Below are 23,078 nucleotides of genomic sequence, written 5' to 3'. Positions count from 1 at the left end.
TAATTTCTTCAGAACCAGAATCCGCTTCCTGCGGTTGAGGACTCCAGATGACCGATGAAAAAGATCTGTCCAACGATTCTCCGGTAACGACGCGCCGGGGTATTCGCAGTTTCGTGTTGCGCCAGGGCCGGATGACCGAGGGCCAGAAAAAGGCGTACGAACGTAGCTGGCCAGTCTACGGATTAACCCGCGAACACGGCATGATTGATCCGCGCCAGGTATTCGGGCGCGATGCCATGCTCAACGTGGAAATTGGCTTCGGTATGGGCAAGTCCCTCGCTGATATGGCGGAGGCCGCACCCGAGCAGGATTTCATTGGCGTGGAAGTGCATTTGCCCGGTGTCGGTGCGCTGTTGAAAGAAGTGGAAGATCGCAAGCTCGAGAATGTGCGGGTGTACTCCATTGACGCCAACGATGTCATTGATCTGTGCCTGCCCGATGCCTGTCTTGATCGGGTCATGGTGTTTTTCCCCGACCCCTGGCACAAGAAGCGTCACCATAAGCGACGCCTGATTCAGCATGACTTTGTTCAGCGCATTCGCCACAAACTGCGGGTTGGCGGTGTGTTGCACCTGGCAACGGACTGGGAGAACTACGCCGAACACATGATGGAGGTTATGAGTGAGGCGGAAGGGTTCGCCAATGCCCAGGAGCCGGGTCAATTCTCACCACGCCCGGATGACCGCCCCATCACCAAGTTCGAGAAACGTGGTGAACGCCTTGGTCACGGGGTCTGGGACCTGCTTTTCCATCGCACCAACTGACGTCGAATCCTCAGGCGTCACCCGTGAGCGAGTGGGTGGCGTCTGGCGGCGCGGATAATCACCAGTCCCGCGATCCCCAGCATCAGTCCGGTGAACTTGATCAGTGCACAGAGGGTCGCCGACAGGCTGATGGTATCGGTTGGCGGGTTCAGGTTGTTCAACAGCAGAATATTTTCCAGTCCATCGCTGGCGCCGGCGGTGACAAACAATGCCTTGACCCACCGTGCCACATTACGCTCCCGCACTCCGGGGCGATCCCGCATGATCAGGTTGGTTACCATCAACAGCGTGATGACGTAGGCGGGGATGAGCAGGAAGTCCAGCCACAGGGAAAGGTGTGCCCAGAACATGGCGTCGCCGCGCCAGCTACGCAAAATGGCCATGGAGTGATCGGCGGTGGCGGCGAGCTGGAAGCTGACGATGCCCTGGGGCGCCGAGCCGGTTTGCAGGGGCTGGTTGATAGCCAGCAGGGCTACCAGCAGCGTAACGGTGACGACCAGGCCCAGTTTCAGTTTTTTGGGCAAGGATCGGATGATGCTCGGAATGTCCATTACAAAAAACGCTCCAGCAAGCTGTTCAGATACCTCTGACCAAGCTCGGTGGCTTTGATCCGGTCAGGGGTCAGCAGGTTTTCTTTTCTTAACTGTTCAAGTTTTACCGCAACCGTGCTCAGGGGTAAACCTGTTCGTGCACTAAATAACTGGTCGTCCACGCCTTCGGTCAGTCGCAGAGCGTTCATCAGGAATTCCAGTGGCAATTCGCTGGTTTCGATGGTCTCGCTGCCGGCGGTGCGACTGCCGATACGGTTCAGGTAAGCCGACGGTTGCCGGGTTTTCCAATATCGCGACTGTTGCCCGGGGCTGGTGATCTTGCCATGTGCGCCGGCGCCTAGCGCCAGATAGTCGCCAAAGGTCCAGTAGTTCAGGTTGTGGCGGGAAGCCATGCCGGGGCGGGACCAGGCGGACACCTCATAATCGGTGTAACCATGGCGTCGCAGGTAGTCTCCGCCTTTCTCGTAGATGTCCCATAAACGATCGTCATCCGGCAGTACTGGTGGGCGGCTGTAGAACTCGGTATTGGGTTCCAGGGTCAGCTGGTACCAGGAAACGTGGGGCGGCTCCCAGGCCAGGGCGGCTTCGAGATCCGCAATGGCATTTTCCGGTGTTTGCCCCGGCAGCCCGTGCATCAGGTCCAGGTTGAAGTTGTCAAAGCCTGCCTGTTTGGCGGCCCTGATTGCGTCGTGGGCAGCCCGGTCATCGTGAATGCGCCCCAGAACTTTCAGGTGCTCCGGGTTGAAGCTCTGGATGCCCAGGGACAGTCGGTTAATGCCGGCATCGCGGAACCCTTCAAACCTTGCCTGTTCCACGGTCCCGGGGTTGGCCTCCAGGGTGATTTCGGCATCGGGGCTGAAGTCCAGGCGCTGCCTCAGGCCCCGGAAAAGATTCTGGTAGAAGGCCGCTGACATCAGTGAAGGCGTGCCGCCGCCGATAAAAACGGTCTCGATACGACGCCCTCCGGTCAGGGCGAGATCCTGATCCAGGTCTTCCAGCAGGGCGTTCAGGTAACGGTCTTCCGGAATGTCCCCCTGCAGGGCGTGGGAGTTGAAGTCGCAGTAGGGGCACTTGCGAACGCACCAGGGTACGTGGATATACAGGCTCAGAGGCGGAAGGGTGACATCCGCCTCGGTGGAGGCGGATGTCACGGAGTGTCCGCCCTGGCCTTTAGCTGTTCAAGCAGCTGGGCCAGCGCGCGGCCGCGATGGCTGATGCGGCCTTTCTGTTCGCGGCTGAGTTCCGCGGCGCTGCAGTGGGTCTCTGGAACCAGGAAAACCGGGTCGTAGCCAAAACCACCTTCGCCGCGGATGTCCCTCAGAATAAGCCCGGGCCAGCGACCATGACAGATGATGGGCGTGGGGTCATCGGCGTGGCGAAGATACACCAGAACGCAGTGGAACTGGGCGCCCCGCTGGTCATCCGGAACCGAAGGCATGGCATCTAGCAGGGCGCGCACGTTGTCGGCGTCACTGGCATTTTCGCCGGCGTAGCGGGCCGAGCGGACACCGGGTGCACCGCCAAGGGCGTCGACCGCAAGCCCGGAATCGTCCGCCAGTGCCGGCAGCCCGGTTTCCCGGGCGGCGTGGCGGGCCTTGAGGATGGCGTTCTCGACAAAGGTGACGGCGGGCTCCTCGGCCTCGCTGACGCCAAGCTCGCCTTGTGCCACGGGTTGCACGCCAAGCGGGCTCAGCAGACTGGTAAGCTCCGCGATTTTGCCTTTGTTGTTGCTGGCAATGACCAGCTGTGTGTTGGTTTCAGTCATCAGTCGTTGAACAGTGTTTGGGCAAATCGGATGGGAAGATCCTGGCCGGCGCCACTGGGGCGGGCAGTGATCTGGAAGGTCATCAACTCCGCAGAACGGTACTGGTATTCTGCGATGAAATAGACGGCGTCGCCCTCCTGTATGCGACGGAACGCCAGGAACTTCGGTTGCTGGACGTCATTCAGCGCTTTGCCTTCGACCTGTCCGGAAACCGTTTGCAGCGCTCCGTTTTCCCCTTCCTGCATAATCGCGATATTGACGATGCCAATGCTCTGGCTGCGATTGAGGTTGTTGGCCCTGGCCACTTCGGGATCCAGGAATGTGCTCGGAAAGACACTGTAATGCACCTGGTACTCACCAAAGTCCTTGGAGCCGGCGGCATGGGCCATTGAACTGATCAGGGTAAGGCAGATCAGCGCGGCAGCCTGCCAGATTCGGGAACTCAGCATGATGTTTCCTCCCGTGTAATACGGTATATGGCGATCTCTCCCAGCATATTGGGCCAGAGGCGGGCCAGCCAGCTATTCTGGTGCTGTCCATCCACCACCCGCCGACTCTTGATGCGGATGCTCTTCTGGCGGCACAGGGCTTCGAAATCATGGAACGTGCACAGCCTTATGTTGGGCGTGTTGTACCACTTGTACGGCAATGCCTCCGATTCCGGCATGCGCCCTTTCAGGGTCAGCCCCCATCGCAGGCGCCAGTGGGCAAAGTTGGGAAAGGTGACAATGCCTTCCCGGCCCACCCTGAGCATTTCATCCAGCACCATGTCCGGTCGCCTTACGGCCTGCAGGGCCTGGGTCATCAGGACGGTGTCGAAGGTGCGGTCGTCGAAGTTACCCAGTCCCTGGGTATCCAGATTCTGTTCGATCACCGAAACGCCACGGCTCATGCAGGTGGTGATGTGGTCCGGGTTGATCTCCAGGCCAAAGCCGGTGGCGCCGCGTTCACGCTGCAGGAAGTCCAGCAGGGTGCCGTCACCGCAGCCCAGGTCGAGCACCCGGTTGCCGGGTTTGACCCATTGCTGAATGATTTCCAGGTCTGGTCTCATGCGCCCACCTCCCGTGCGACACGATCCATGTAGGCAGTGAAGATATCAGTGTACCTCGGCGTGGGAATCAGGAAGGCATCGTGCCCCCAGGGCGCGTCGATTTCCGCGTAACTCACCCGCTTCCTTGCCGCGATCATGGCGTTGACGATTTCTTCGGAGCGGGCCGGGGTAAAGCGCCAGTCGGTGCTGAAGGACAATACCAGGTATTCACAGTTGGAGGGCGCCAGCGCCTTGGACAAGTCTCCGCCATACTCGTACGCCGGGTCGAAATAATCGAGTGCGCGGGTCATCAGCAGGTAGGTGTTGGCATCGAACATCTCAGAGAAACGTTCGCCCTGATAGCGCAGGTAACTTTCCACCTGGAATTCGGCGTCATAGCCGAACTTGTAGGCCTGATCCCGCAATTCACGGCCGAATTTTTCACCCATGGAGGCATCGGACAGGTAGGTGATGTGGCCCACCATCCGGGCCAGCATCAGGCCGCGGCGAGGTACGGTATCGAAATCCTGGTAACGGCCATCGTGAAACTCACGGTCTGAGGTGATGGCCTGCCGCGCCACTTCGTTGAAGGCGATATTCTGGGCCGTCAGGCGGGGAGTGGAGGCAATTACCACCGAATGACGCAGCCGGTCGGGGTAATCGAGGCTCCACTGCAGTGCCTGCATGCCACCAAGGGAACCGCCCACGACAGCGGCCCAGCATTCGATGCCGAGCCGGTCCGCGAGCAGGGCCTGACTCTGTACCCAGTCGCTGACGGTAATCACCGGGAAATCCGGTCCGTAGGGCTGGCCCGTCTTCGGATTGACGCTGTTGGGGCCGGTGCTGCCATGGCAGCCTCCGAGGTTGTTCAGGCTGACCACGAAGAAACGGTTGGTATCAATGGGTTTGTCCGGGCCAATGCAGGCGTCCCACCAGCCGGGCTTGCGCTCATCCATGGAGTGATAGCCAGCGGCGTGGTGGTGACCGCTCAGGGCGTGACAGATCAGTACGGCATTGCTGGCATCGGCATTGAGAGTGCCGTAGGTCTCGATCACCAGATCGTAACTATCCAGCGTTTGTCCACACGCCAGCGTAATGGGCGCGTCGAAATGTAGTGTCTGCGGGGTGACTATCCCGACAGAATCCGTTGGCAGGGAATCGGGCATCGGCGCGACAGGTTCCTGGTTCAGTCAGTAAAAGTCTGGAACAACGCGGGGAGAGCGGTTGCCAGCCCAGCAGTTTAAAGGCCGGTCCTCGTGGCTGCAACCGCAGGATGATCGGGCGCCTCAGACAGCGCCCGATATGTTCACAACCTTTTGCTGAATCAGTGTGGGGGCGGGTTTGCGAATCTGTCGGTGCATGGCGTCCGCCAGTTCCAGCTGCCGGCGCAGGTCCGCGATCGTGTTCTGCAGGCGCTCCCGTTCGGCACGGCTGTCGCGGTCACTGCGGACCATGTCCTTGAGGCGACGGATCTGGTGCTCCAGCAGCTGCTTCTGCTCCATCGAGTACTGCATGATCGGTAGCAGGGCTTCGGAGGGCCAGCGCTCCACGTCGGCCTGAGCCCGCTGGTGCAGGGTGCGGGCTTCATTGACCATGACGTTGAAGAAGCGTCTGACCAGCACGGATTGTTCGGTCAGCAGGTTTTTGGGATTGACGCGGAAGCGCCTGGCTTTCTTACGCAATTCCCTGACTGCGATCACATGCCGACCGGAGCGCAGGGGGATGGGCTCAAGGTGGCGTGCGCGGGTGTCCTCGTTATAACGCCGATAGATGGCGCCGACCATTTTCTCCGCCAGGTGGCCTTCGCTCATCAGGTTGTTCAGGTCACTTTCCAGTAACTCGAAGAAGTGATCCATGCCACGGTTCATACCGGCTGTCGTCCAGCTTTTCGACATCGACTGGCGGACTTTTTCCGCATGGCCCTCAAAGCGCTTCTGGTTGACCAGTTTTTTCAGCATGTCGCCCTGGGAGTCCATAAGCCGGCGGCTGGAGCGCAGGGTGATAAGCTTCTTGTAATAGAACTCGTAGTCTCTTTGTGCCCGATCGGCCAGGCGGCGTAACGCTTCCTTGTCCATGGTGGCGCCGGAGCAGGCTTCCAGCTCCTCCCCGAGGGCATCAAGCCGGGTCTGCATGGCGGCCTGACTGTTCTGGAGCATGCCCAGCAGATCATTGATCAGGCTCTGGGTGATCAGCTCTTCCTTGTGCATCAGAATACGTCTGATGATCAGTTGTTCAAGCTGTCCGAGATTGGAGCGTTCAAACAGGTCGCTGTTCTGCCTGACGCGGGCTGTAAGGCCCTGCTTGGCGGAGAGCGGGATCACGTCATTGTTGTGAATGCCCAGGTGGTCCGCGGTGTAGTTGCGGACGCGGTCAATGGCTTCACGGGTGTGGTGTTCGCCCTGAAGATCGTCCCAAAGCACGTCAATCTTGTTGAGTACCGCGAACCGACCGGCTCGGTGATCGGCGTGTTCGGTGTCGATGTGCTCCTTCCAGATGGTCATATCGCTGGCGGTAACGCCGGTGTCGGCGCTGAGCAGGAAGACCACTGCATGGGCCCGGGGCAGCATACTGATCGTCAGTTCCGGTTCCGACCCCAGAGCATTCAGGCCGGGTGTGTCGAGAATGCGCAGGCCGCGTTCAAACAGCGGGTGGCGGATGCTGATCTGGGCATTGCGCCAGGCAGGGACCAGGACATTGCCGGGGTGATTGCGATCATGCTCCAGCATGTCTTCGTCGAATCCCAGGTTGCGGGCTTCATTGGGTGTCACGCTTTTGACCCGGGCCACTTCCGCCAGCACTTCCCGCATCACTTCGGGGTTGCGTTCGTCCAGATCATGCTTGACCCAGCGTTCCGGCTGCTTGCGCAGCTGATGCAGGGACAGCTCCCCGGTGCGGGTTTCGATGGGAAGCAACAGCAGGTAATTGGCATTGGCCGTGCGATCGAAGAACAGCTCCGTCGGGCACATGGTGGTGCGTCCGGCCTGGGATGGCAGCATGCGCTGGCCATACTCGGAGAAGAACAGGGCATTGATCAGTTCGGTTTTGCCACGGGAGTATTCCCCGACAAAAGCAATGGTCAGCTCGTCTTCGATCAATAATTCCAGGCCATGCCGGATACGGCGGCTCACATCCTCTGAGAACAGGTCGTTGTCCTGCAACCACAAGCGGTAACGGCCGATCTGGCGGATCAGTTCCTTTTTCCAGTTGTGGTAGGCCTCTACCTGCTGCGACAGAGTTCCTTGTTTTTTCATCGGAATTTCCTTCTGCGCGACTTCCGGGTAACGGTGTTGGTGCACGGGTTAATGGCGAACTATAGGCAATGTTATCCCAACTGTTGTGGGTTTCTTTGGGCGTGAAAACAGGTGTGTATAGCAGAGCGGCATGTGTTGGTCAAAAAAAGCCGCCGAATCAGTAGGATGAGTCGGCGGCCCGGATGCGATGCTTTGTGTAGAGAACTGTAACGAAGTGTATATTCGGGACGCGGTTTACATTCCGGCGAGGGCGCCCATGCCCGCGGCGATCTTCATGTGGTTAATGACCACTGATATCACGTTCAGCAGCAGGAACACGACAATGGGGGACAGGTCCAGGCCGCCCATGGACGGTATCACGTTACGGACCGGGCGCATGACCGGCTCTGTAATCTGCGCCACCAGCTGAATCGCGGGATGATGGCTGCCCGGAGCAATCCAGCTGACGACCACCACGGCAATGACTGACCAGAAGTAGATCTTGACCACCAGATCAAGCACGTTCAGGGCGGCCCATACGAGCAAGGTGAGCGGGTTGATGCTCGGCATGCCGCCGTTCAGTGTCACCAGGATCAGCAGAAACGCGATGGCCTGGATGACGATCGCCAGCACCAGTGCGGCGCCATCAATGCCGCCCCAGCCCGGGATGACACGTCGGAGGGGACGAAGCAGCGGGTTGGTGGCTTTCACCACAAACTGGGAAATGGGGTTGTAGAAATCCGCTCTCGCCAGCTGCAGTAAAAAGCGCAGCAGGACAATCGTCATGTAAAACGTTGAGGCGATGAGCAGGATGGTGATCAGAATGTCAGCCAGCATGAAGCCTTGTCTCCGTTATTGGTTAGCCAGTTCTTTGGCCATTTCTTCAGAGCGTGAGAAAGCGGCGGAATAGGCTTTCTTGACCAGATCCCGCAGGCCGCCATCCTCAAAGGTATGGATCGCGCGTTCTGTGGTGCCGCCGGGGGACATGACGTTGCGCTTCAGTTGGGCGGGATCATGTTCGCTGCGACCGGCCATTTCCGCGGCGCCAGCCATGGTCTGGATCGCCAGCTGACGGGCGGTCTCCGGGGCAATGCCGGCTGCCGTGGCGGCTTCTTCCAGGGCTTCGAGCATCAGGAAAAAGTAGGCAGGACCGCTGCCCGAGAGGGCGGTGACGGCGTGCAGCAGGGATTCCTCATCAACCCAGAGGGCGGAACCGATGCTGTTGAAGACGGTTTCGACCGTCTGCTTCTGTTTGTCGCTGACCTGATCGTTGGCAAACAGCCCGGCAGCGCCCTTGCCAACCAGGGACGGAGTGTTGGGCATGACCCGCGCCAGCGGCAGGCCGCCGCCAAGCCACTCGTCGAGCGTACCGGCTTCCAGACCGGCGGCAATGGACACCATCAATGGTCGCGTGTTCTGCACCACCGGGGCGATATCGCGGCAGACATCCGCCATGACCTGGGGTTTCACCGCCAGAATCACCATGTCGGCCTGCTGTGCGCAGTAGCGGTTGTCCGTGGTCACACTGACACCGAAACGCTTGCGAATGGATTGCAGGTGACTGTCGTCGGGAGCGCTGACCCAGATATCGGCTCCTTTGAAGCCGTTGTCCAGCATACCGCCAATGATGGCGCTGGCCATGTTGCCTGCCCCGATAAACGAAATGGTTGGTGATGTGCTCAAAGTTCACTCCACAAGTTGATCTGTTATTGATCCGGCCCCGATGATAACAGGAACTGAACGATTCAGCTCTTTGCTGCCCGTTCGCCGAAGAGGGCCGTGCCAACGCGGACCCAGGTTGCCCCTTCCCCTATGGCTGTTTCCATATCCCCGGACATGCCCATGGAAAGTGTGTCCAGAGGGCCTGCTTCAGGATGATCCTGGCGCAGGGCTTTTAAGGCGTTGGCCAGGCTGCGGAAACTGGTCCGCAGCTGCGACTCTGGCTGGTCGGGATCTGGGATCGCCATCAGCCCGCGCAGTGAGAGGCGGGGCAGTTCGCCAACGGCGCTGACCAGTTCGCCCAGGTCCTCAAGGGCGCACCCGGATTTGCTCTCTTCATTATTGATATTGACCTGCAGGCAAATATTCAAGGGCGGCAGGCCGGCGTCCCGATGCTCGTTCAACCGGCGAGCAATTTTCAGGCGGTCAACGCTGTGTACCCAGGAGAAAGCCGTGGCAATCTGGCGGGTCTTGTTGGACTGGATGGGGCCGATGAAATGCCAGTCAATCCCTGGCAGATCCTCAAGCGCCTCGATCTTGTCCAGGGCCTCCTGCAGGTAGTTCTCGCCAAAGGCCATCTGGCCGGCTGCCACGGCTTCCCGGACATCGTCTGCCGAGCGGGTTTTGCTGACTGCCAACAGGTGCACAGATTCGGGAGCCCGCCCGGCCCTCAATGTTGCTTTTTGTATGCGTCGGGTTACGCTCCCGATGTTGTCTGCTATGCTGCTCATAGTGTGAATCCGCCGATTCCGGTCTGTCACTGTCTTGCTGACACGTTACCCGCAGGTTACTGAAATGCCAAGTGATCCTGAATGCGGGATCCGCACCGGAGCCGGCTTCAGACCGGGATAAAAGAAAAACGCCTTCCGAGGAAATCTATGGATATTACCGAACTGCTTGCCTTCTCGGCCAAACAGGGTGCGTCTGACTTGCACCTGTCCGCCGGATTGCCCCCGATGATTCGTGTTGATGGCGATGTGCGCCGGATCAACCTTCCGCCCATGGAGCATAAGGAAGTCCATGGGCTGATCTACGACATCATGAACGACAAGCAGCGGAAGGACTACGAAGAATTTTACGAGACCGACTTTTCCTTTGAGGTTCCCGGTGTCGCCCGTTTCCGTGTCAACGCCTTCAACCAGAACCGCGGCGCCGGTGCGGTATTCCGGACCATCCCGTCCAAGGTGCTGACCATGGAAGACCTGGGCATGGGGCAGGTCTTCAAGGACGTGTCCTCGGTTCCCCGGGGGCTGGTGCTGGTGACCGGCCCGACCGGTTCCGGTAAGTCCACAACCCTGGCGGCCATGATCGACTACATCAACGACAGCCGTTACGAGCACGTGCTCACCATCGAGGACCCGATCGAATTCGTGCACGAATCCAAGAAGTGCCTGGTCAACCAGCGGGAAGTGCATCGGGACACCCTGGGCTTCAACGAAGCGTTGCGCTCGGCGCTGCGGGAAGATCCCGACATCATCCTGGTGGGCGAATTGCGGGACCTGGAAACCATTCGCCTGGCACTGACCGCGGCGGAAACCGGCCACCTGGTATTCGGCACCCTGCACACCACCTCCGCCGCGAAGACCATCGACCGTGTGGTCGACGTGTTCCCGGCCGAGGAGAAATCCATGGTTCGTTCCATGCTGTCGGAATCCCTGCAGGCGGTCGTCTCCCAGACCCTGATGAAGAAAATGGGCGGCGGCCGGATCGCTGCCCACGAAATCATGATCGGCACATCGGCGATTCGTAACCTGATTCGGGAAGACAAGATCGCCCAGATGTACTCGTCTATTCAGACCGGCGGTTCCATTGGTATGCAGACTCTGGATCAATGCCTGGAGCGCCTGTTGCAAAAAGGCCTTATTTCCCGCGAAGCGGCAAAGGCCAAGGCAAAAATGCCAGACAATTTCTGATCTGTCTGGCAGGCACGAACAACGCTTGCGGGCGCGGATAGCTTCACCCGGTGCGCCCTTGCACCGAAGACTGACGAATAGGTAATAAATCATGGAATTCGAAAAACTGTTGCGGCTGATGGTGGAAAAAGGCGGTTCAGACCTGTTTATTACCGCCGGTGTGCCTCCCAGCATGAAGGTGAACGGCAAGGTCCTCCCGGTCACCAAGAACGCCCTGACGCCGGAGCAGACCCGGGAGTTTGTCTACGGTTCCATGAACGACAAGCAACGGGCCGAGTTCGAAGAAAGCCACGAGTGCAACTTCGCCATCAGCGCCCGGGGTATTGGCCGTTTCCGGGTGAGCGCGTTCTTCCAGCGTAATCTGTGCGGCATGGTGCTGCGCCGGATTGAAGTGAAAATCCCGCAGATTGACGACCTTGCCCTGCCGGAGGTGATCAAGGACCTGGCGATGACCAAACGGGGCCTGATCATGTTCGTGGGTGCCACCGGTACCGGTAAGTCCACCTCGCTGGCGGCCATGTTGGGACACCGTAATCGCAACAGTCGTGGCCATATTATCTCCATTGAAGACCCCATCGAATTCGTGCACCAGCACCAGGGTTGTATCGTGACCCAGCGGGAAGTGGGGATCGATACCGAAAGCTTTGAGGTTGCCCTGAAGAACACACTGCGTCAGGCGCCGGATGTGATTCTTATCGGTGAGGTGCGCACCCGTCAGACCATGGAATACTCCGTACAGTTCGCGGAAACCGGTCACCTGTGCCTGGCCACGCTGCACGCCAACAACGCCAACCAGGCGCTGGACAGGATCATCCAGTTTTTCCCGCCGGAGCAGCACAACCAGATCTGGATGGACCTGTCCCTGAACCTCAAGGCCATCGTGGCCCAGCAACTGATCCCCACGCCGGACGGTCAGGGCCGCAAGGCGGTGATCGAGGTGCTGATCAATACGCCGCTGGTGGCGGATCTGATCCGCAAGGGCGAAGTGCACAAGCTCAAGGAGCTGATGTCCAAGTCCAACGAGTCCGGTATGCAGACCTTCGATCAGGCGCTTTACAAGCTCTATGCCGAAGGTTCGATTACCTACGAGGATGCTCTGGCCCATGCGGATTCCGCCAACGACCTGCGTCTGCTGATCAAGCTGGGTACCGATGCCCAGGGCGCCGATCAGTTGTCGTCGTCCGTGGATAAGCTGTCGATTCAGGACGATTGATCAACTGGCAATCGAATTAGACTTTAGTCTGAAATGATTAGCTTAACGAACCAGTAGGGATGGCATTTGAGGCCATTGGCCCGTGATGCGTATACTCCGCCGCAAAATTAAAGGAGGAAGTATGCGCAATAACAAGTCCAATCTTTATTCTGCCATCCGTTTTGCCACTCTGACTGCCGCCGCTGCCCCTGCCAGCGTTATGGCTGGTGGTTTTGCCCTGAATGAGCAAAGCGCCAGTGCCATGGGCGTTGCCAATGCGGGTATTGCCGCCAACCCCGAGAACGCCACCACCGTACTGTTCAACCCGGCCGGCATGAGCCAGCTTTCTGGTACCAATCTGTCATTTGGTGCGGCTGTGCTGGATATTGATGCGGAAGCGAAAGATGGGGTGATTGCCCGCCGTAAAGACGGTTCTACTTTCAGTGATGGCCGTGGCGGAGATATTGCAGATCCATCTGTACTGCCCAATGTTTATATGACCCGCGAAGTGAGTGACTCCGTCGATGTGGGTTTTGGTATTCATGCTCCCTACGGCCTGGCTGCAGATTATAGCAGCGACTTTACCGGCCGCTTCTTTGCAGACAAGACCGAGCTGACCGTGATCTCCTTTACCCCTGCGATCTCCGTGAATAATGGTGAGGGGCTCTCGATGGGGGCTGGGATCAACATCATGTATGCCGAGGGGCGGCTGACGAAATCCCAGGATCTGAGCGATCAGATTGGGCCCCTTGCCACCATGATTGATGAACCGTACGCAGACATCGAAGGGGACGACGTTGGCGTGACATTCCGGGTTGGCTTCCTTTATGAGTTTTCCGAACAGACTCAGTTGGGCTTGATGGCGCAAACCGGTACTGAGTTGAAGCTTAAGGGCGATGCGGAAATCAGTAACGTGCCCCAGTTCGGTATCGTTAACGGTTCGATGGGTGTTACGGGGCAGGAGACAATCTCGGAGAAAGTTGAGGTGCCTTTGGCTATTCCTGAGAGCATCACGCTTGGTGCGCGCCACCAGCTGACTGATACGATCACTCTGCTGGCGGGGGCGACATATGCCAAATGGAGTCGCTTCGAAGAGTTGGATGTTGTCAGCCGTGAGGTGGGCGGTGAGGTTACTCAGGCGCCTTTCGAGGGGGCAATTGTCAGCCACGTTACAGAAGAATGGCAGGACACCTGGCAGTTCAACCTCGGCGGTATCTGGCAGGCGACCCCGGAGTGGGCATTTAAGGCAGGCTATGCATTCGACGAGTCACCGGTTAACGAAGACTATGTGACGGCGCGAATCCCCTCCAATGACCGCCACTGGCTGACCCTGGGCGCTCAGTGGGCCGACGAGCGCAGTGGCTGGACTGTCGACGTTGCAGCCGGCACGCTGATCTTTGACGGAAATGCCCGGGTCGATGAATTTGAATACGACCACAATGACCCGAAGGGAGACCCGGTGAATGCCAGCAACTTCAAGGGCGAGTATGAGCTCGACGCCTGGAGCGCCGGCGTCCAGGTCAGTAAGTCCTTCTAAGCAGGTTCTGCTGACAGGCTGACCGGAGCCGGTCAGCCAACCACCTGGCCACGATAGATCACCCTGGTTCGTCGTGGCCGGGTTTCCTCCTCTTCCTGACGGCTTTCCCCGCCGCCACTGTTGTCTTCCGGAATAACCTGCCCGCGGTAGGTTCGTTTTACTGCATCCGAATGCTCATCCTCCTCATCGTCAATGTTGAGCTGCGGAACCCGTTCTTTCAGTGCTTCCCAGGTACGTATCAACTGGCTGGAACGTGTTTTACGGGCGTAGTCGGCCAGCCTTTGCTCCAGGTGCTCCTCCGTGAGGTGCAGCTTGACCCCGAACTCGGTATGAATCAGTCGGCGGCACTGGTGGACCAGTTTCAGCAGGGCAGGGTCCAGTAGCCAGCTTCGTTCAGATGCCAGAGATGTCATGGTAAGGGCCTCGGAAAAGAGTTGTCACAACCTGGCTCCCGGGTGGAAATAGGAGCCGACGGTCAATAGCTTGCGAATATCGTGCCGTACAGGCGAATGCTGTTATCGGAGGGCGGCGCAGGGTGTGGGGGTGAAGGCGCGGATAAGGTGTGTACTGAAACGGGGCATCCTGATCAAGAGCGCCCCGAAATGGTGCCGATGCAGGAGGCCGGATGACTGGCCGGACATGGGCCCGGCCAGTGTCTGTCAGTGCGCCTCGTCCCAGTTGTTACCGACACCCGCTTCCACCAACAGGGGAACATCCAGGCTGGCGGCTGCGGACATGCGCGTTTCAAGACCTTTGCAGATCTTTTCCAAAGCGCTCTCCTTAACCTCCAGGATCAGCTCATCGTGTACCTGCATGATCATCCGGGCGTCGTCGGCATGGTTTTTCAGTAGCCAGGATTCCACTTCAATCATGGCCCGTTTGATGATGTCGGCGGCGGTTCCCTGCATCGGTGCGTTGATCGCCGTACGTTCAGCGGCCTGTTGCATCTGCTTGTTGCGGGCGTTGATCTCTGGCAGGTACAGGCGCCGGCCAAACAGGGTTTCCACGTAACCGTCGTCGTGGGCCTGCTTGCGGATATTGTCCATATACTTCAACACGCCGGGGTAACGCTCGAAGTAGAGGTCGATGTATTCCTGGGCCTGGTTACGACCCACATCAAGCTGGCGAGCCAGGCCAAACGCGGACATGCCGTAGATCAGGCCAAAGTTGATCGCCTTGGCGCTGCGGCGTTGATCGCCGGTTACATCGCTGACGGACACCCCGAACACTTCCGCCGCGGTTGCCTTGTGGATGTCCTCGCCTTTGTCGAAGGCGGTCAGCAGACCCTTGTCACCGGACAGGTGAGCCATGATCCGCAGTTCGATCTGGGAGTAATCCGCCGCTACCAGCTTGTAGCCCTCCGGAGCTACAAAGGCCTGGCGGATACGCCGCCCCTGTTCGCTGCGGATGGGGATGTTCTGCAGGTTGGGCTCGGACGACGACAGTCGTCCAGTGGCAGCGACCGCCTGGTGATAGGAGGTATGGATGCGCCCGGTGCGGTGATGAATCAGCTCCGGCAGGGTGTCCGTATAGGTAGACTTGAGCTTGCTCAGGCTGCGGTGCTCCAGAATCAGCCGGGGCAGGGCATGCTCGTGGGCCAGTTCCTGAAGTACCGGTTCCGCCGTGGAAGGCGCGCCTTTGGGGGTTTTCTTGATGACCGGCAGCCCCATCTTGTCGTAGAAGATGGCCTGCAGTTGTTTGGTGGAACCCAGGTTGAAGGTTTCGCCTGCTTCGTCGTGGGCCTCCTTTTCCAGCTCCGCCATTCGCTCCGCCAGTTCCTGGCTGTGCTGCTTCAGGGTGCTGGCGCTGATCATCGCGCCGCGTTGTTCCATGCGGGAAAGCACCGGAACCAGCGGCAGGTCGATGTCTTCGTAAACGGACTGGAGTTTGCCGGTTTCTGCCAGTCGGGGGCGCAATACGTGGTGCAGACGAAGGGTGATGTCCGCATCTTCCGCGGCATAGGGTCCGGCCTTTTCCAGGTCAATCTGGTTGAAGGTGAGCTGCTTCGCGCCCTTGCCGGCAATGGATTCAAACGTAATGGTCTGCTCGTCCAGGTACTGCATGGCCAGTGTGTCCATGTCGTGGCGGGACGCCACGGAATTCAGTACATAGGACTCCAGCATGGTGTCTTCGGCGATGCCTTCCAGGGTAATGCCGTGATTTGCCAGCACGTTCTTGTCGTACTTCAGGTTCTGCCCCAGCTTTCGGGTGTTCGGGTCTTCCAGCAGCGGCTTCAGCTGCGCCAGAACGTCGTCCCGGTCCAGTTGCTCCGGAGCGCCCATGTAATCGTGGCCCAGGGGCACATAGGCCGCCTCGCCGGGTTCGATGGCAAAGGAGACCCCAACAATTTCCGCATCCATATATCGCAGGCTGGTGGTCTCGGTGTCAAAGGCAAACAGGGCGGCCTCTTTCAGGCGATTGATCCAGCGATCAAGCTCTGCCTGTTCTGTCACCACGCTGTAGCGCTTTTCCAGCGGCTGACTGTTATCACTGGCGGTTTCGGTACTGGCGTCGGATGGCGCGTCATCGGCATTTTCCAGCTCGGCAATCCAGGAACGGAGCTCGTACTCCCGGAACAGGCCGAGGAGGGCGCTGTCATCCTGGCTGCGCAGTTGCAGGTCTTCCAGGCCGAAGTCCAGGTCAACATCGGTGCGGATGGTGGCCAGTTCCCGGCTCAGGGGCAGGGTGTCCAGCGCCTCTCGCAGGTAGTCGCCAATCTTGCCCTTGACCTTGTCTGCATTGGCGATGACCTGGTCCAGATCCTGGTGTTCCTGCAGCCATTTCACTGCGGTCTTGGGCCCGCATTTGTTGACGCCCGGAATGTTGTCCACCTTGTCACCCACCAGGGCGAGATAGTCGATGATCTGCTCCGGTTTGACGCCAAACTTCTCCACCACCCCGTCCCTGTCCATCCGGGTTTCGGTCATGGTGTTGATCAGGGTGACGTGGTCGCTGACCAGTTGCGCCATGTCCTTGTCGCCGGTGGAAATGACCACGTCGATGCCCTTGCTGGTGGCTTCGTGGGCAAGGGTGCCGATCACATCGTCCGCTTCCACCTCCGGTACGATGAGCAGGGGCAGGCCCATGGCTTTGACGATCTCGTGGATGGGCTCGATCTGGCACGCCAGGTCATCCGGCATGGGCGGGCGGTTGGCTTTGTACTCTTCGTACATGTCGTGGCGGAAGGTTTTGCCCTTGGCGTCGAACACCACCACCATTTTGGAGCCCGGAAAGTCCTGTTCCAGCCGCCGCAGCATGCTGATCACGCCCTTGATGGCGCCGGTCGGGTGATTCTTGCTGGTAGTGAGTGGTGGCAGGGCATGGTATGCCCGGAACAGATAAGATGAGCCGTCTACAAGAACGACCGGTGGGGTCTGTTGCTGTGTCATATCAAGCAGGTCCGGATTCTGATTGAAGCAAGGGTTGCCTTGTGCAACTCTGTAGCCATGAATGGACGAAAGGGTATCACGAAAATGAAACGAGTCGCCTGTCTGGGTGTTGTATCTGTGCTGCTCTGCGCGCCGGTTGTTGCGCAGCAAGGCGGCGGGCTTGATCAGGAGATTGTGGAGACCCCGAAAGAGCCCATTGTGGTGTCAGATTACCAGCCGTCCTCCGAGGGACCGCAGATTGTGATTCGTCCCGGTGAGCAGGAAGTGTTTTACGAATATCGGGTGAATGGTCAGTTGGTGGAGATCAAAGTGGTACCGGAAGTGGGGCCTGAGTATTACCTGGTGCCAGCCGATGGCGGTGGCTGGATCCGTGAAGACGAGACCGACATGCTGGTGCCCAGTTGGGTTCTTTTCCGCTGGTAGATGTGTCTTCTCAGATCTGATTGATTTTTGTGCGGCTTTTAGTATGAACATTCTAATTTTTAGCCGTAGCCTGAGAGGGTGTTATTAAGGATCGCTAACGAATCCTCAACCTCAATCATCTCAGGAGAGACAATTATGGGTAAACTCAAGTCATATCAGGAACAGCTTCAGGACATCGTCGAGAAGGGCATCAATGCTGCGGAAGAGCAGCAGAAGAAGCTTGCTTCCAAGCCGTTCGACTACGCTGAGAAGCTGGAGTCTGAAGTACGCGAATACAGCGTGAAGACCCTGCGTACCCGTTACGACGGCTACAGCGAAAGCCTGTTCGGGCAACTGCGCAACCTTAATAGCCGCTTCAACAGCTTTGCCGCTGATCTGGTAGCGAAGCTGGAAAAAGAAGCTGCTGAAGGCGCGGAAGCCGTCTCTGAAGCCGCGGAAGAAGTTTCCGAAGCGGCCGAGACTGCGAAGAAGTCTGTTGAAACCAAGAAGCCTGCGGCACGCAAGACCACCGCACGCAAGAGCACTGCCAAGAAGAGCACTGCTTCTGCCTGATCCGCTTGCCGGATTCAGCAAAAAGGCCACCTGTTAAGGTGGCCTTTTTTGTGACTGTGTCCCGAAGCTATTGGTTGTCTTCGGGGCGTTCGAGGGGAAGCGTTCTCTCTTCTCCTGTCAGGGTTTCCAGACGCTTGATGTCAGCTTCGAAGTCGTCGCGCAGGGACTGGATTTCGGATTTCTGCAAGGCAATTTCCTGCTCAATGTCATGGATCTGAGCTTCCAGGCGACGAATCTTTTCCAGCGTGGATTCGGGAATGTCTCGCCCGGCGCGCTCCATGTCGGCTGCCCGGCCTTCCACGTTGTTGAGCTGGCTGAGGATCACGGAGATGTTGCCGCGTTTGAGCTGGTTCAGGCTTTCCAGTTCGCGAATTTTGCGATGCATGGCCCTGACCGCTTGGTCCGGGTGGCTAAAGCGCTTGAGCAGTGCCTGATCTTTCTCTCGCTGGATTCTTTCGGCTTCTTCGCGTTGTTCCCTGGCTTCCCGGGCTGCAATCTCTTCGGCAGTGGGGGCAGGATCAACGGAGTCGATCACCCGTCCCTTGGAATTGAGGATGTCATAGCCTCGCCGGGAGGCTTCCTGGGGAATGGTATTGCTGATGACAAGCTGGCCGTTTTCGTCCGTGTAACGGTACATCCTGGCCTCTGCTGCAGTTGCGGCCAGCAGGAGGGCGGAAGCAATGAGTGAAAATCTGGTCAGACGCTTCATGTGAGTTCAGACTCCGTAACGATCCCGATATTGTGCAACGTTATCGGCATGGTCGGCAAAGCCAGGCTGGGTCGCCAGGTAATCAAGAACCTGGTCCAGCTGAATTATGCTGACCACCGGCAGACCGAAGTCCCTTTCCACTTCCTGAATGGCCGACAGTTCGCCATTGCCGCGTTCCTGGCGGTCGAGGGCAATCAGCACACCTGCGGGTTCTGCGCCGGCCGCCCGGATCAGGTCGATGGATTCGCGAATGGCTGTCCCGGCGGTAATGACATCATCAACAATCAGCACCTTGCCCTCAAGTGGGGCGCCGACGATGTTGCCGCCTTCTCCGTGATCCTTCTTTTCCTTGCGGTTGAAGGCGAACGGTTTGTTCTGGCCTTCAGAGGCCAGCGCCATGGCCGTTACAGTGGCCAACGGTATGCCCTTATAGGCAGGGCCGAAAATGATGTCATAATCCAGGCCGCTGCGCTGCAGGGCTGCGGCATAGGCCTTGCTTAGTTCGAGCAGGTCCTCACCGGTGTTAAACAGGCCGGCGTTGAAGAAGTACGGGCTGGTACGGCCGGACTTGAGCTGAAATTCGCCAAAACGGAGAACGTTACGGCGAATGGCAAATTCAATGAAATGTTGCTGATAGTCGTGCATGACAAGGCTTCTGGCGGGTGTGGATCTTTAATTAAAGCGTAAAACCGGTATCATACACACAAACCGAATCAGGGAACACGTATGCGGGTAGTATCAATCAGCGTCAACGGTCTGGCCCAGGCTGTTGAAAAAGGTTTCTTCGAGTGGCTGGCCGAGCAGGATGCTGACGTGGTCTGCGTTCAGGATCACCGCATGCGGGCCTATGAGATTGAAGACTTCAACCTGATCCCGGAAGGTTATGAGGCCTATTTCATTGATGGCGAGAATAACGAGGATGGTGGTGTGGGTATCTACACCCGCCATTTCCCGAAGGCCATCATGTACGGGTTCGCCAATGAGCAGGCGGACCGGGAAGGGCGTTTTATCCAGGCGGATTTTGACAGGGTATCGGTTGCCTGTGTTCTGGCGCCCTGTGCCCTGGGCCGGGAAGATGAGCTGATCGGTGACAATGACCTGACCGTGCTGGACCACAAGGACGACTTCATGGAAGCCTTCGGTCTGCACATGCAGAAGACGTTGCGTAAGCGTCGTCAGTTCATTTTTGGCGCCAATCTGCAGACGGCACAGCACGTGACGGACGCGAGCCCGCTTTACCACAAGCTGGATGTGTCCGGTTTTATGCCCCATGAGCGGGCGTGGCTGGATCGCCTGTTTGATGAGATGGGCTGTATTGATGCGTTCCGCGAGATCAACAAGCAGAGTAATCAGTTCACCTGGTGGCCGGAGCAGACCGAAGGGTCACGCAAGAATGCGGGCATCCGTGTGGACTACCAGCTGATGACCCCGGGCATTCGCAAGACCATTCAGGATGGCTGGATAGACACCGGCACCCGCTTTTCCGATCACGCGCCGGTGATCATGGACTACGACATCGAAATCGGCTTTTAGTCTGGGGGAAGCGCCGTGTCTGAGACTTCTCCCCAGACACGCTACGAGCACATCCCTGTGCGCTTGTTTCAGGCCGTCCCTGGCCTTCAACAGTCTGGGGAGAAGTCTCAGACACGGCGCCCAGACTTGGGTGTGTAGCACCGTAGGTCGGATTAGGCGAAAGCCGTAATCCGACACCCACAAGCCCCGGAAGTTACCCCTCCAAAGCCGCCTTCTGAATCTCAAACAGTTGATCAATACCCTGCCTGGCCAATGCCAGCATGCTGTCCAGTTCTTCCTGAACAAACGGCGCGCCCTCGGCGGTACCCTGAATCTCGATGAAGCCACCCTGATCGGTCATGATCACGTTCATGTCCGTTTCGGCTTCGGAGTCTTCCGGGTAGTCCAGGTCGAGAACCGGTGTGCCTTTGTATACGCCAACGGACAGCGCCGCCACCATTTGCTTCAGCGGTGATTCCTTCAGGCGCTTTTCGGCGACCAGGTGGTTCAGTGCATCAACCAGGGCAACGCAGCCGCCGGTGATGGCTGCGGTGCGGGTGCCGCCGTCGGCCTGGATAACGTCACAGTCGATGGTAATGGAGTGCTCACCCAGGGCGCTCAAGTCAACCGCTGCGCGCAGGGAGCGGCCGATCAGGCGCTGGATTTCGACGGTGCGGCCGCCCTGTTTGCCGCGGGCGGCTTCGCGACCCATGCGGCTGCCGGTGGAGCGGGGCAGCATGCCGTATTCGGCGGTGATCCAGCCTTTGCCTTCGCCGCGCAGGAATGGCGGTACCTTGTTTTCGACAGACGCGGTGCAGATCACCTTGGTGTCGCCGAACTCGATCAGTACGGAGCCTTCCGCATGACGGGTGTAGTTGCGGGTGATTCGGATGTCTCTCGGTTGTTCCGGAGTTCTTCCGCTTGGGCGCATAGTGTTTCCTGATATTGGTAGTGGATGTCCGGGTGTATACCCGATTGTTGAAAATTGGGAAGACCGCCGAGTATAACACGGGGAAGTTCCGGTCTCTGCCGTGGAGGTTCGCGGTTTTGCACGCGGGCCTGCTAAACTTGAACGATTGCACTTGATGACTAGCGGAGTCGCCATGATCAGAAGTATGACTGCCTTTGCCCGACAGGATACCCAGGGAGAATGGGGAACACTGACGTGTGAGATTCGTACAGTGAACCATCGGTACCTGGAGCCTTCCTTTCGGCTGCCGGAGGCGCTCCGCGAGCTGGAAAATACGTTCCGTGAACAGCTGCGCCAGCAGCTCAAGCGCGGGAAGGTGGATGTGTCCATGCGCCTGCAAACGGCTGAAAGCGCCGGGCAGGGGTTTGAAGTCTGTGAGGAGATGGCTCATGCGGTGAATGAGGCCGCCAATCACGTCAATCGAATGCTGGATAACCCCGCCCATATCAATGCCCTGGATATCCTGCGCTGGCCGGGGGTGTTGTCGGTCAAGGAACTGGATTACGGCCCGGCGCGGGAAGCGGCTGGGGAATTGTTTGAGCGAACGGTTGCCGAGCTGGTGACGGTCCGTGAGCGGGAAGGTGAGCGTTTGCGGCCGCTGTTTGAGGATCGCCTCAAGACCATGGGCGAGCAGGTCAGCGAGGTGCGCAGCCTGATGCCGGAGTTGCTGAAGGCGCAGGAGAAGAACCTGAAGGATCGCTTCGAGAAAGCCAAGGTGGAGATTGACCCTGAGCGCATCGCACAAGAGATGGTGATGCTGGCCCAGAAAAGCGATGTGGCGGAGGAGCTTGATCGTCTGGAGGCTCATGTCACCGAGGTATCGGAAACCCTGCAGTCGGATGATGCCATCGGCCGCCGCCTGGATTTCCTGATGCAGGAGCTGAACCGCGAGGCCAATACGCTCAGTAGCAAGAGCATCGACGCCCGGGTAACCCGCGTGGCGGTGGATCTCAAGGTGCTGATCGAGCAGATGAGGGAACAGGTGCAGAACCTGGAGTAAGGGATTCCCGCATCGTGTATAATCCCGCCCCTTGTTATTGCGGCAGCGGGTTGTGACCGGTGAGATGTCGCGGAATTCAGTCAGGACCGGAGAGTTGTGCGCCATGAGCCAGGCAGTTGAACAAGGTACCCTCTATGTAATTTCGGCCCCTTCCGGGGCAGGGAAGACCAGCCTTGTGGCAGAAATGCTGCGCAATGACGAAAAGCTGGGTGTGTCGGTTTCCCACACCACCCGCCCGATGCGGGAGGGCGAGCAGCACGGGGTGAACTACCATTTCGTCAGCCGTGACGAGTTCGAAGCGATGATTGGCCGCGGCGATTTTCTCGAACACGCGGATGTGTTCGGCAACTACTACGGCACCTCCCAGGTCTGGGTGCGTGAAACCCTTGCGAAGGGGCGGGACGTTATCCTGGAAATCGACTGGCAGGGCGCCGAGCAGGTGCGGCGGCTTATTCCCGAGTGCGTTGGCATATTCATTGTGCCGCCATCCCCGGAAGTGCTGCGCGAGCGCCTGACCGGTCGGGGCACAGACGCTCCGGAAGTGGTTGATCGCAGGCTGCGTGAGGCCGCGGAAGAGTGCAGTCACGCCGTCGAGTTTGATTACCTGGTGGTGAACGATGACTTCGATGTGGCGCTCCAGGACCTGCTTGCCATCGTGCGCGGCCAGCGCCTGCGGATAGCGGCCCAGCAGGTGCGCTATAGCAATTTGCTGGCACGGTTGTCGGCCCGGGACTGACGGCGCGTTTCCGCTGTATACAAATTGAGCCGGTCGCAGTAAACTATGCGGTCTGCTGAATCAGTCATTTTTTTATTTTGTCGGGG

24 protein-coding genes are annotated in these 23,078 nt (G+C 58.6%); 9 read left to right on the top strand and 15 right to left on the bottom strand.

Annotated elements, in window-relative coordinates:
• Window positions 1-47 precede the first annotated feature (47 nt).
• Window positions 48-764: a tRNA (guanosine(46)-N7)-methyltransferase TrmB gene (trmB, locus tag ACJO3M_RS10810; RefSeq protein ID WP_407001379.1), complete on the top strand. Its 717-nt coding sequence runs from the start codon at window positions 48-50 to the stop codon at window positions 762-764.
• 17 nt (window positions 765-781) lie between these two features.
• Here trmB and ACJO3M_RS10805 read toward each other — a convergent pair whose 3' ends face one another.
• The 10 genes from ACJO3M_RS10805 to ACJO3M_RS10760 all read right to left on the bottom strand — a co-directional run bounded on the left by ACJO3M_RS10805 (window position 782) and on the right by ACJO3M_RS10760 (window position 9,790).
• Window positions 782-1,315, bottom strand: a complete 534-nt coding sequence (locus ACJO3M_RS10805) for a hypothetical protein (RefSeq protein WP_407001378.1) — start codon at window positions 1,313-1,315, stop codon at window positions 782-784.
• Entirely contained in the window at window positions 1,315-2,466 is a 1,152-nt protein-coding gene (gene hemW / locus ACJO3M_RS10800; RefSeq protein WP_407001377.1) for a radical SAM family heme chaperone HemW, read from the bottom strand. The genes ACJO3M_RS10805 and hemW overlap by 1 nt, the downstream gene beginning before the upstream one ends.
• Window positions 2,463-3,080 (bottom strand): RdgB/HAM1 family non-canonical purine NTP pyrophosphatase, encoded by a 618-nt coding sequence (rdgB, locus tag ACJO3M_RS10795; RefSeq protein ID WP_407001376.1) that lies wholly within the window; start codon window positions 3,078-3,080, stop codon window positions 2,463-2,465. Before rdgB ends, hemW begins: the two co-directional genes overlap by 4 nt.
• Window positions 3,080-3,529, bottom strand: a complete 450-nt coding sequence (locus ACJO3M_RS10790) for a DUF4426 domain-containing protein (RefSeq protein WP_407001375.1) — start codon at window positions 3,527-3,529, stop codon at window positions 3,080-3,082. Before ACJO3M_RS10790 ends, rdgB begins: the two co-directional genes overlap by 1 nt.
• A complete protein-coding gene (gene metW / locus ACJO3M_RS10785) occupies window positions 3,523-4,131 on the bottom strand; it encodes a methionine biosynthesis protein MetW (protein WP_407001374.1) in 609 nt (202 codons plus the stop codon). Before metW ends, ACJO3M_RS10790 begins: the two co-directional genes overlap by 7 nt.
• Complete coding sequence (gene metX / locus ACJO3M_RS10780; RefSeq protein WP_407001373.1) at window positions 4,128-5,276, bottom strand: homoserine O-succinyltransferase MetX; 1,149 nt, start codon at window positions 5,274-5,276, stop codon at window positions 4,128-4,130. Before metX ends, metW begins: the two co-directional genes overlap by 4 nt.
• A 120-nt stretch (window positions 5,277-5,396) precedes the next feature.
• Window positions 5,397-7,361, bottom strand: coding sequence for a dynamin family protein (locus tag ACJO3M_RS10775; RefSeq protein ID WP_407001372.1), 1,965 nt, complete (start codon window positions 7,359-7,361; stop codon window positions 5,397-5,399).
• A 234-nt stretch (window positions 7,362-7,595) separates the two neighbouring features.
• Entirely contained in the window at window positions 7,596-8,177 is a 582-nt protein-coding gene (locus ACJO3M_RS10770; protein ID WP_407001371.1) for a YggT family protein, read from the bottom strand.
• Between the two features lie 15 nt (window positions 8,178-8,192).
• On the bottom strand, window positions 8,193-9,023 hold the full coding sequence (gene proC, locus ACJO3M_RS10765) for a pyrroline-5-carboxylate reductase (protein ID WP_407001370.1): 831 nt from the start codon (window positions 9,021-9,023) through the stop codon (window positions 8,193-8,195).
• Between the two features lie 62 nt (window positions 9,024-9,085).
• The gene (locus ACJO3M_RS10760; protein ID WP_407001369.1) at window positions 9,086-9,790 is read right to left on the bottom strand and encodes a YggS family pyridoxal phosphate-dependent enzyme; all 705 of its coding nucleotides are present in this window, start codon (window positions 9,788-9,790) and stop codon (window positions 9,086-9,088) included.
• Window positions 9,791-9,937: 147 nt separating this feature from the next.
• Between ACJO3M_RS10760 and ACJO3M_RS10755 the strand changes: the two genes are divergently transcribed.
• The 3 genes from ACJO3M_RS10755 (at window position 9,938) to ACJO3M_RS10745 (ending at window position 13,701) form a co-directional block, all read left to right on the top strand.
• Window positions 9,938-10,972 (top strand): type IV pilus twitching motility protein PilT, encoded by a 1,035-nt coding sequence (locus tag ACJO3M_RS10755; RefSeq protein WP_407001368.1) that lies wholly within the window; start codon window positions 9,938-9,940, stop codon window positions 10,970-10,972.
• A 91-nt stretch (window positions 10,973-11,063) separates the two neighbouring features.
• Window positions 11,064-12,185 carry a PilT/PilU family type 4a pilus ATPase gene (locus ACJO3M_RS10750; RefSeq protein ID WP_407001367.1) on the top strand — a complete coding sequence of 374 codons (1,122 nt, stop codon included), beginning with the start codon at window positions 11,064-11,066 and terminating at the stop codon, window positions 12,183-12,185.
• Window positions 12,186-12,306: 121 nt separating this feature from the next.
• Window positions 12,307-13,701 carry an OmpP1/FadL family transporter gene (locus ACJO3M_RS10745; protein ID WP_407001366.1) on the top strand — a complete coding sequence of 465 codons (1,395 nt, stop codon included), beginning with the start codon at window positions 12,307-12,309 and terminating at the stop codon, window positions 13,699-13,701.
• A gap of 32 nt (window positions 13,702-13,733) precedes the next feature.
• Here the strand turns inward: ACJO3M_RS10745 and ACJO3M_RS10740 are convergent, their stop codons facing one another.
• Both ACJO3M_RS10740 and polA read right to left on the bottom strand, forming a co-directional pair.
• On the bottom strand, window positions 13,734-14,114 hold the full coding sequence (locus ACJO3M_RS10740; RefSeq protein ID WP_407001365.1) for a hypothetical protein: 381 nt from the start codon (window positions 14,112-14,114) through the stop codon (window positions 13,734-13,736).
• Between the two features lie 246 nt (window positions 14,115-14,360).
• Window positions 14,361-17,090, bottom strand: coding sequence for a DNA polymerase I (gene polA, locus ACJO3M_RS10735; protein WP_407001364.1), 2,730 nt, complete (start codon window positions 17,088-17,090; stop codon window positions 14,361-14,363).
• A gap of 84 nt (window positions 17,091-17,174) precedes the next feature.
• Here polA and ACJO3M_RS10730 point away from each other — a divergent pair, with 84 nt between their 5' ends.
• Both ACJO3M_RS10730 and ACJO3M_RS10725 read left to right on the top strand, forming a co-directional pair.
• Entirely contained in the window at window positions 17,175-17,513 is a 339-nt protein-coding gene (locus ACJO3M_RS10730; RefSeq protein ID WP_407001363.1) for a DUF2782 domain-containing protein, read from the top strand.
• A gap of 135 nt (window positions 17,514-17,648) precedes the next feature.
• Window positions 17,649-18,065 (top strand): hypothetical protein, encoded by a 417-nt coding sequence (locus ACJO3M_RS10725; RefSeq protein ID WP_407001362.1) that lies wholly within the window; start codon window positions 17,649-17,651, stop codon window positions 18,063-18,065.
• 67 nt (window positions 18,066-18,132) lie between these two features.
• Here ACJO3M_RS10725 and ACJO3M_RS10720 read toward each other — a convergent pair whose 3' ends face one another.
• The gene (locus ACJO3M_RS10720; protein WP_407001361.1) at window positions 18,133-18,774 is read right to left on the bottom strand and encodes a DUF4124 domain-containing protein; all 642 of its coding nucleotides are present in this window, start codon (window positions 18,772-18,774) and stop codon (window positions 18,133-18,135) included.
• Between the two features lie 6 nt (window positions 18,775-18,780).
• Entirely contained in the window at window positions 18,781-19,419 is a 639-nt protein-coding gene (pyrE, locus tag ACJO3M_RS10715) for an orotate phosphoribosyltransferase (RefSeq protein WP_406985408.1), read from the bottom strand.
• A gap of 81 nt (window positions 19,420-19,500) precedes the next feature.
• Between pyrE and ACJO3M_RS10710 the strand changes: the two genes are divergently transcribed.
• A complete protein-coding gene (locus tag ACJO3M_RS10710) occupies window positions 19,501-20,307 on the top strand; it encodes an exodeoxyribonuclease III (protein WP_407001360.1) in 807 nt (268 codons plus the stop codon).
• A 193-nt stretch (window positions 20,308-20,500) separates the two neighbouring features.
• Here the strand turns inward: ACJO3M_RS10710 and rph are convergent, their stop codons facing one another.
• A complete protein-coding gene (gene rph, locus ACJO3M_RS10705; protein ID WP_406988910.1) occupies window positions 20,501-21,217 on the bottom strand; it encodes a ribonuclease PH in 717 nt (238 codons plus the stop codon).
• A 172-nt stretch (window positions 21,218-21,389) separates the two neighbouring features.
• On the opposite strand from rph, the gene ACJO3M_RS10700 reads away from it, so the two are divergent.
• Both ACJO3M_RS10700 and gmk read left to right on the top strand, forming a co-directional pair.
• Window positions 21,390-22,256, top strand: a complete 867-nt coding sequence (locus tag ACJO3M_RS10700) for a YicC/YloC family endoribonuclease (protein WP_407001359.1) — start codon at window positions 21,390-21,392, stop codon at window positions 22,254-22,256.
• A gap of 103 nt (window positions 22,257-22,359) precedes the next feature.
• On the top strand, window positions 22,360-22,992 hold the full coding sequence (gene gmk, locus ACJO3M_RS10695; RefSeq protein WP_407001358.1) for a guanylate kinase: 633 nt from the start codon (window positions 22,360-22,362) through the stop codon (window positions 22,990-22,992).
• Window positions 22,993-23,078 lie beyond the last annotated feature (86 nt).

It is taken from the genome of Marinobacter alkalisoli (assembly GCF_045449795.1).
In the GTDB taxonomy this organism is placed as follows: Bacteria; Pseudomonadota; Gammaproteobacteria; order Pseudomonadales; family Oleiphilaceae; genus Marinobacter.
Note: the sequence above shows the minus strand (reverse complement) of the source record. Positions and strands in the feature narration are given on the sequence as shown.

Excerpts from the sequence above, each read along its gene's own strand:
- ACJO3M_RS10755 (WP_407001368.1), top strand. The coding sequence starts at position 9,938 with ATGGATATTACCGAACTGCTTGCCTTCTCGGCCAAACAGGGTGCGTCT.
- ACJO3M_RS10745 (WP_407001366.1), top strand. The coding sequence starts at position 12,307 with ATGCGCAATAACAAGTCCAATCTTTATTCTGCCATCCGTTTTGCCACT.
- pyrE (WP_406985408.1), bottom strand. The coding sequence starts at position 19,419 with ATGCACGACTATCAGCAACATTTCATTGAATTTGCCATTCGCCGTAAC.
- gmk (WP_407001358.1), top strand. The coding sequence starts at position 22,360 with ATGAGCCAGGCAGTTGAACAAGGTACCCTCTATGTAATTTCGGCCCCT.
- ACJO3M_RS10750 (WP_407001367.1), top strand. The coding sequence starts at position 11,064 with ATGGAATTCGAAAAACTGTTGCGGCTGATGGTGGAAAAAGGCGGTTCA.
- ACJO3M_RS10790 (WP_407001375.1), bottom strand. The coding sequence starts at position 3,529 with ATGCTGAGTTCCCGAATCTGGCAGGCTGCCGCGCTGATCTGCCTTACC.
- ACJO3M_RS10760 (WP_407001369.1), bottom strand. The coding sequence starts at position 9,790 with ATGAGCAGCATAGCAGACAACATCGGGAGCGTAACCCGACGCATACAA.
- ACJO3M_RS10725 (WP_407001362.1), top strand. The coding sequence starts at position 17,649 with ATGGGTAAACTCAAGTCATATCAGGAACAGCTTCAGGACATCGTCGAG.
- metX (WP_407001373.1), bottom strand. The coding sequence starts at position 5,276 with ATGCCCGATTCCCTGCCAACGGATTCTGTCGGGATAGTCACCCCGCAG.
- polA (WP_407001364.1), bottom strand. The coding sequence starts at position 17,090 with ATGACACAGCAACAGACCCCACCGGTCGTTCTTGTAGACGGCTCATCT.
- ACJO3M_RS10730 (WP_407001363.1), top strand. The coding sequence starts at position 17,175 with ATGAAACGAGTCGCCTGTCTGGGTGTTGTATCTGTGCTGCTCTGCGCG.
- trmB (WP_407001379.1), top strand. The coding sequence starts at position 48 with ATGACCGATGAAAAAGATCTGTCCAACGATTCTCCGGTAACGACGCGC.
- ACJO3M_RS10770 (WP_407001371.1), bottom strand. The coding sequence starts at position 8,177 with ATGCTGGCTGACATTCTGATCACCATCCTGCTCATCGCCTCAACGTTT.
- ACJO3M_RS10720 (WP_407001361.1), bottom strand. The coding sequence starts at position 18,774 with ATGAAGCGTCTGACCAGATTTTCACTCATTGCTTCCGCCCTCCTGCTG.
- ACJO3M_RS10740 (WP_407001365.1), bottom strand. The coding sequence starts at position 14,114 with ATGACATCTCTGGCATCTGAACGAAGCTGGCTACTGGACCCTGCCCTG.
- ACJO3M_RS10805 (WP_407001378.1), bottom strand. The coding sequence starts at position 1,315 with ATGGACATTCCGAGCATCATCCGATCCTTGCCCAAAAAACTGAAACTG.
- ACJO3M_RS10775 (WP_407001372.1), bottom strand. The coding sequence starts at position 7,361 with ATGAAAAAACAAGGAACTCTGTCGCAGCAGGTAGAGGCCTACCACAAC.
- rdgB (WP_407001376.1), bottom strand. The coding sequence starts at position 3,080 with ATGACTGAAACCAACACACAGCTGGTCATTGCCAGCAACAACAAAGGC.
- ACJO3M_RS10700 (WP_407001359.1), top strand. The coding sequence starts at position 21,390 with ATGATCAGAAGTATGACTGCCTTTGCCCGACAGGATACCCAGGGAGAA.
- ACJO3M_RS10710 (WP_407001360.1), top strand. The coding sequence starts at position 19,501 with ATGCGGGTAGTATCAATCAGCGTCAACGGTCTGGCCCAGGCTGTTGAA.
- rph (WP_406988910.1), bottom strand. The coding sequence starts at position 21,217 with ATGCGCCCAAGCGGAAGAACTCCGGAACAACCGAGAGACATCCGAATC.
- metW (WP_407001374.1), bottom strand. The coding sequence starts at position 4,131 with ATGAGACCAGACCTGGAAATCATTCAGCAATGGGTCAAACCCGGCAAC.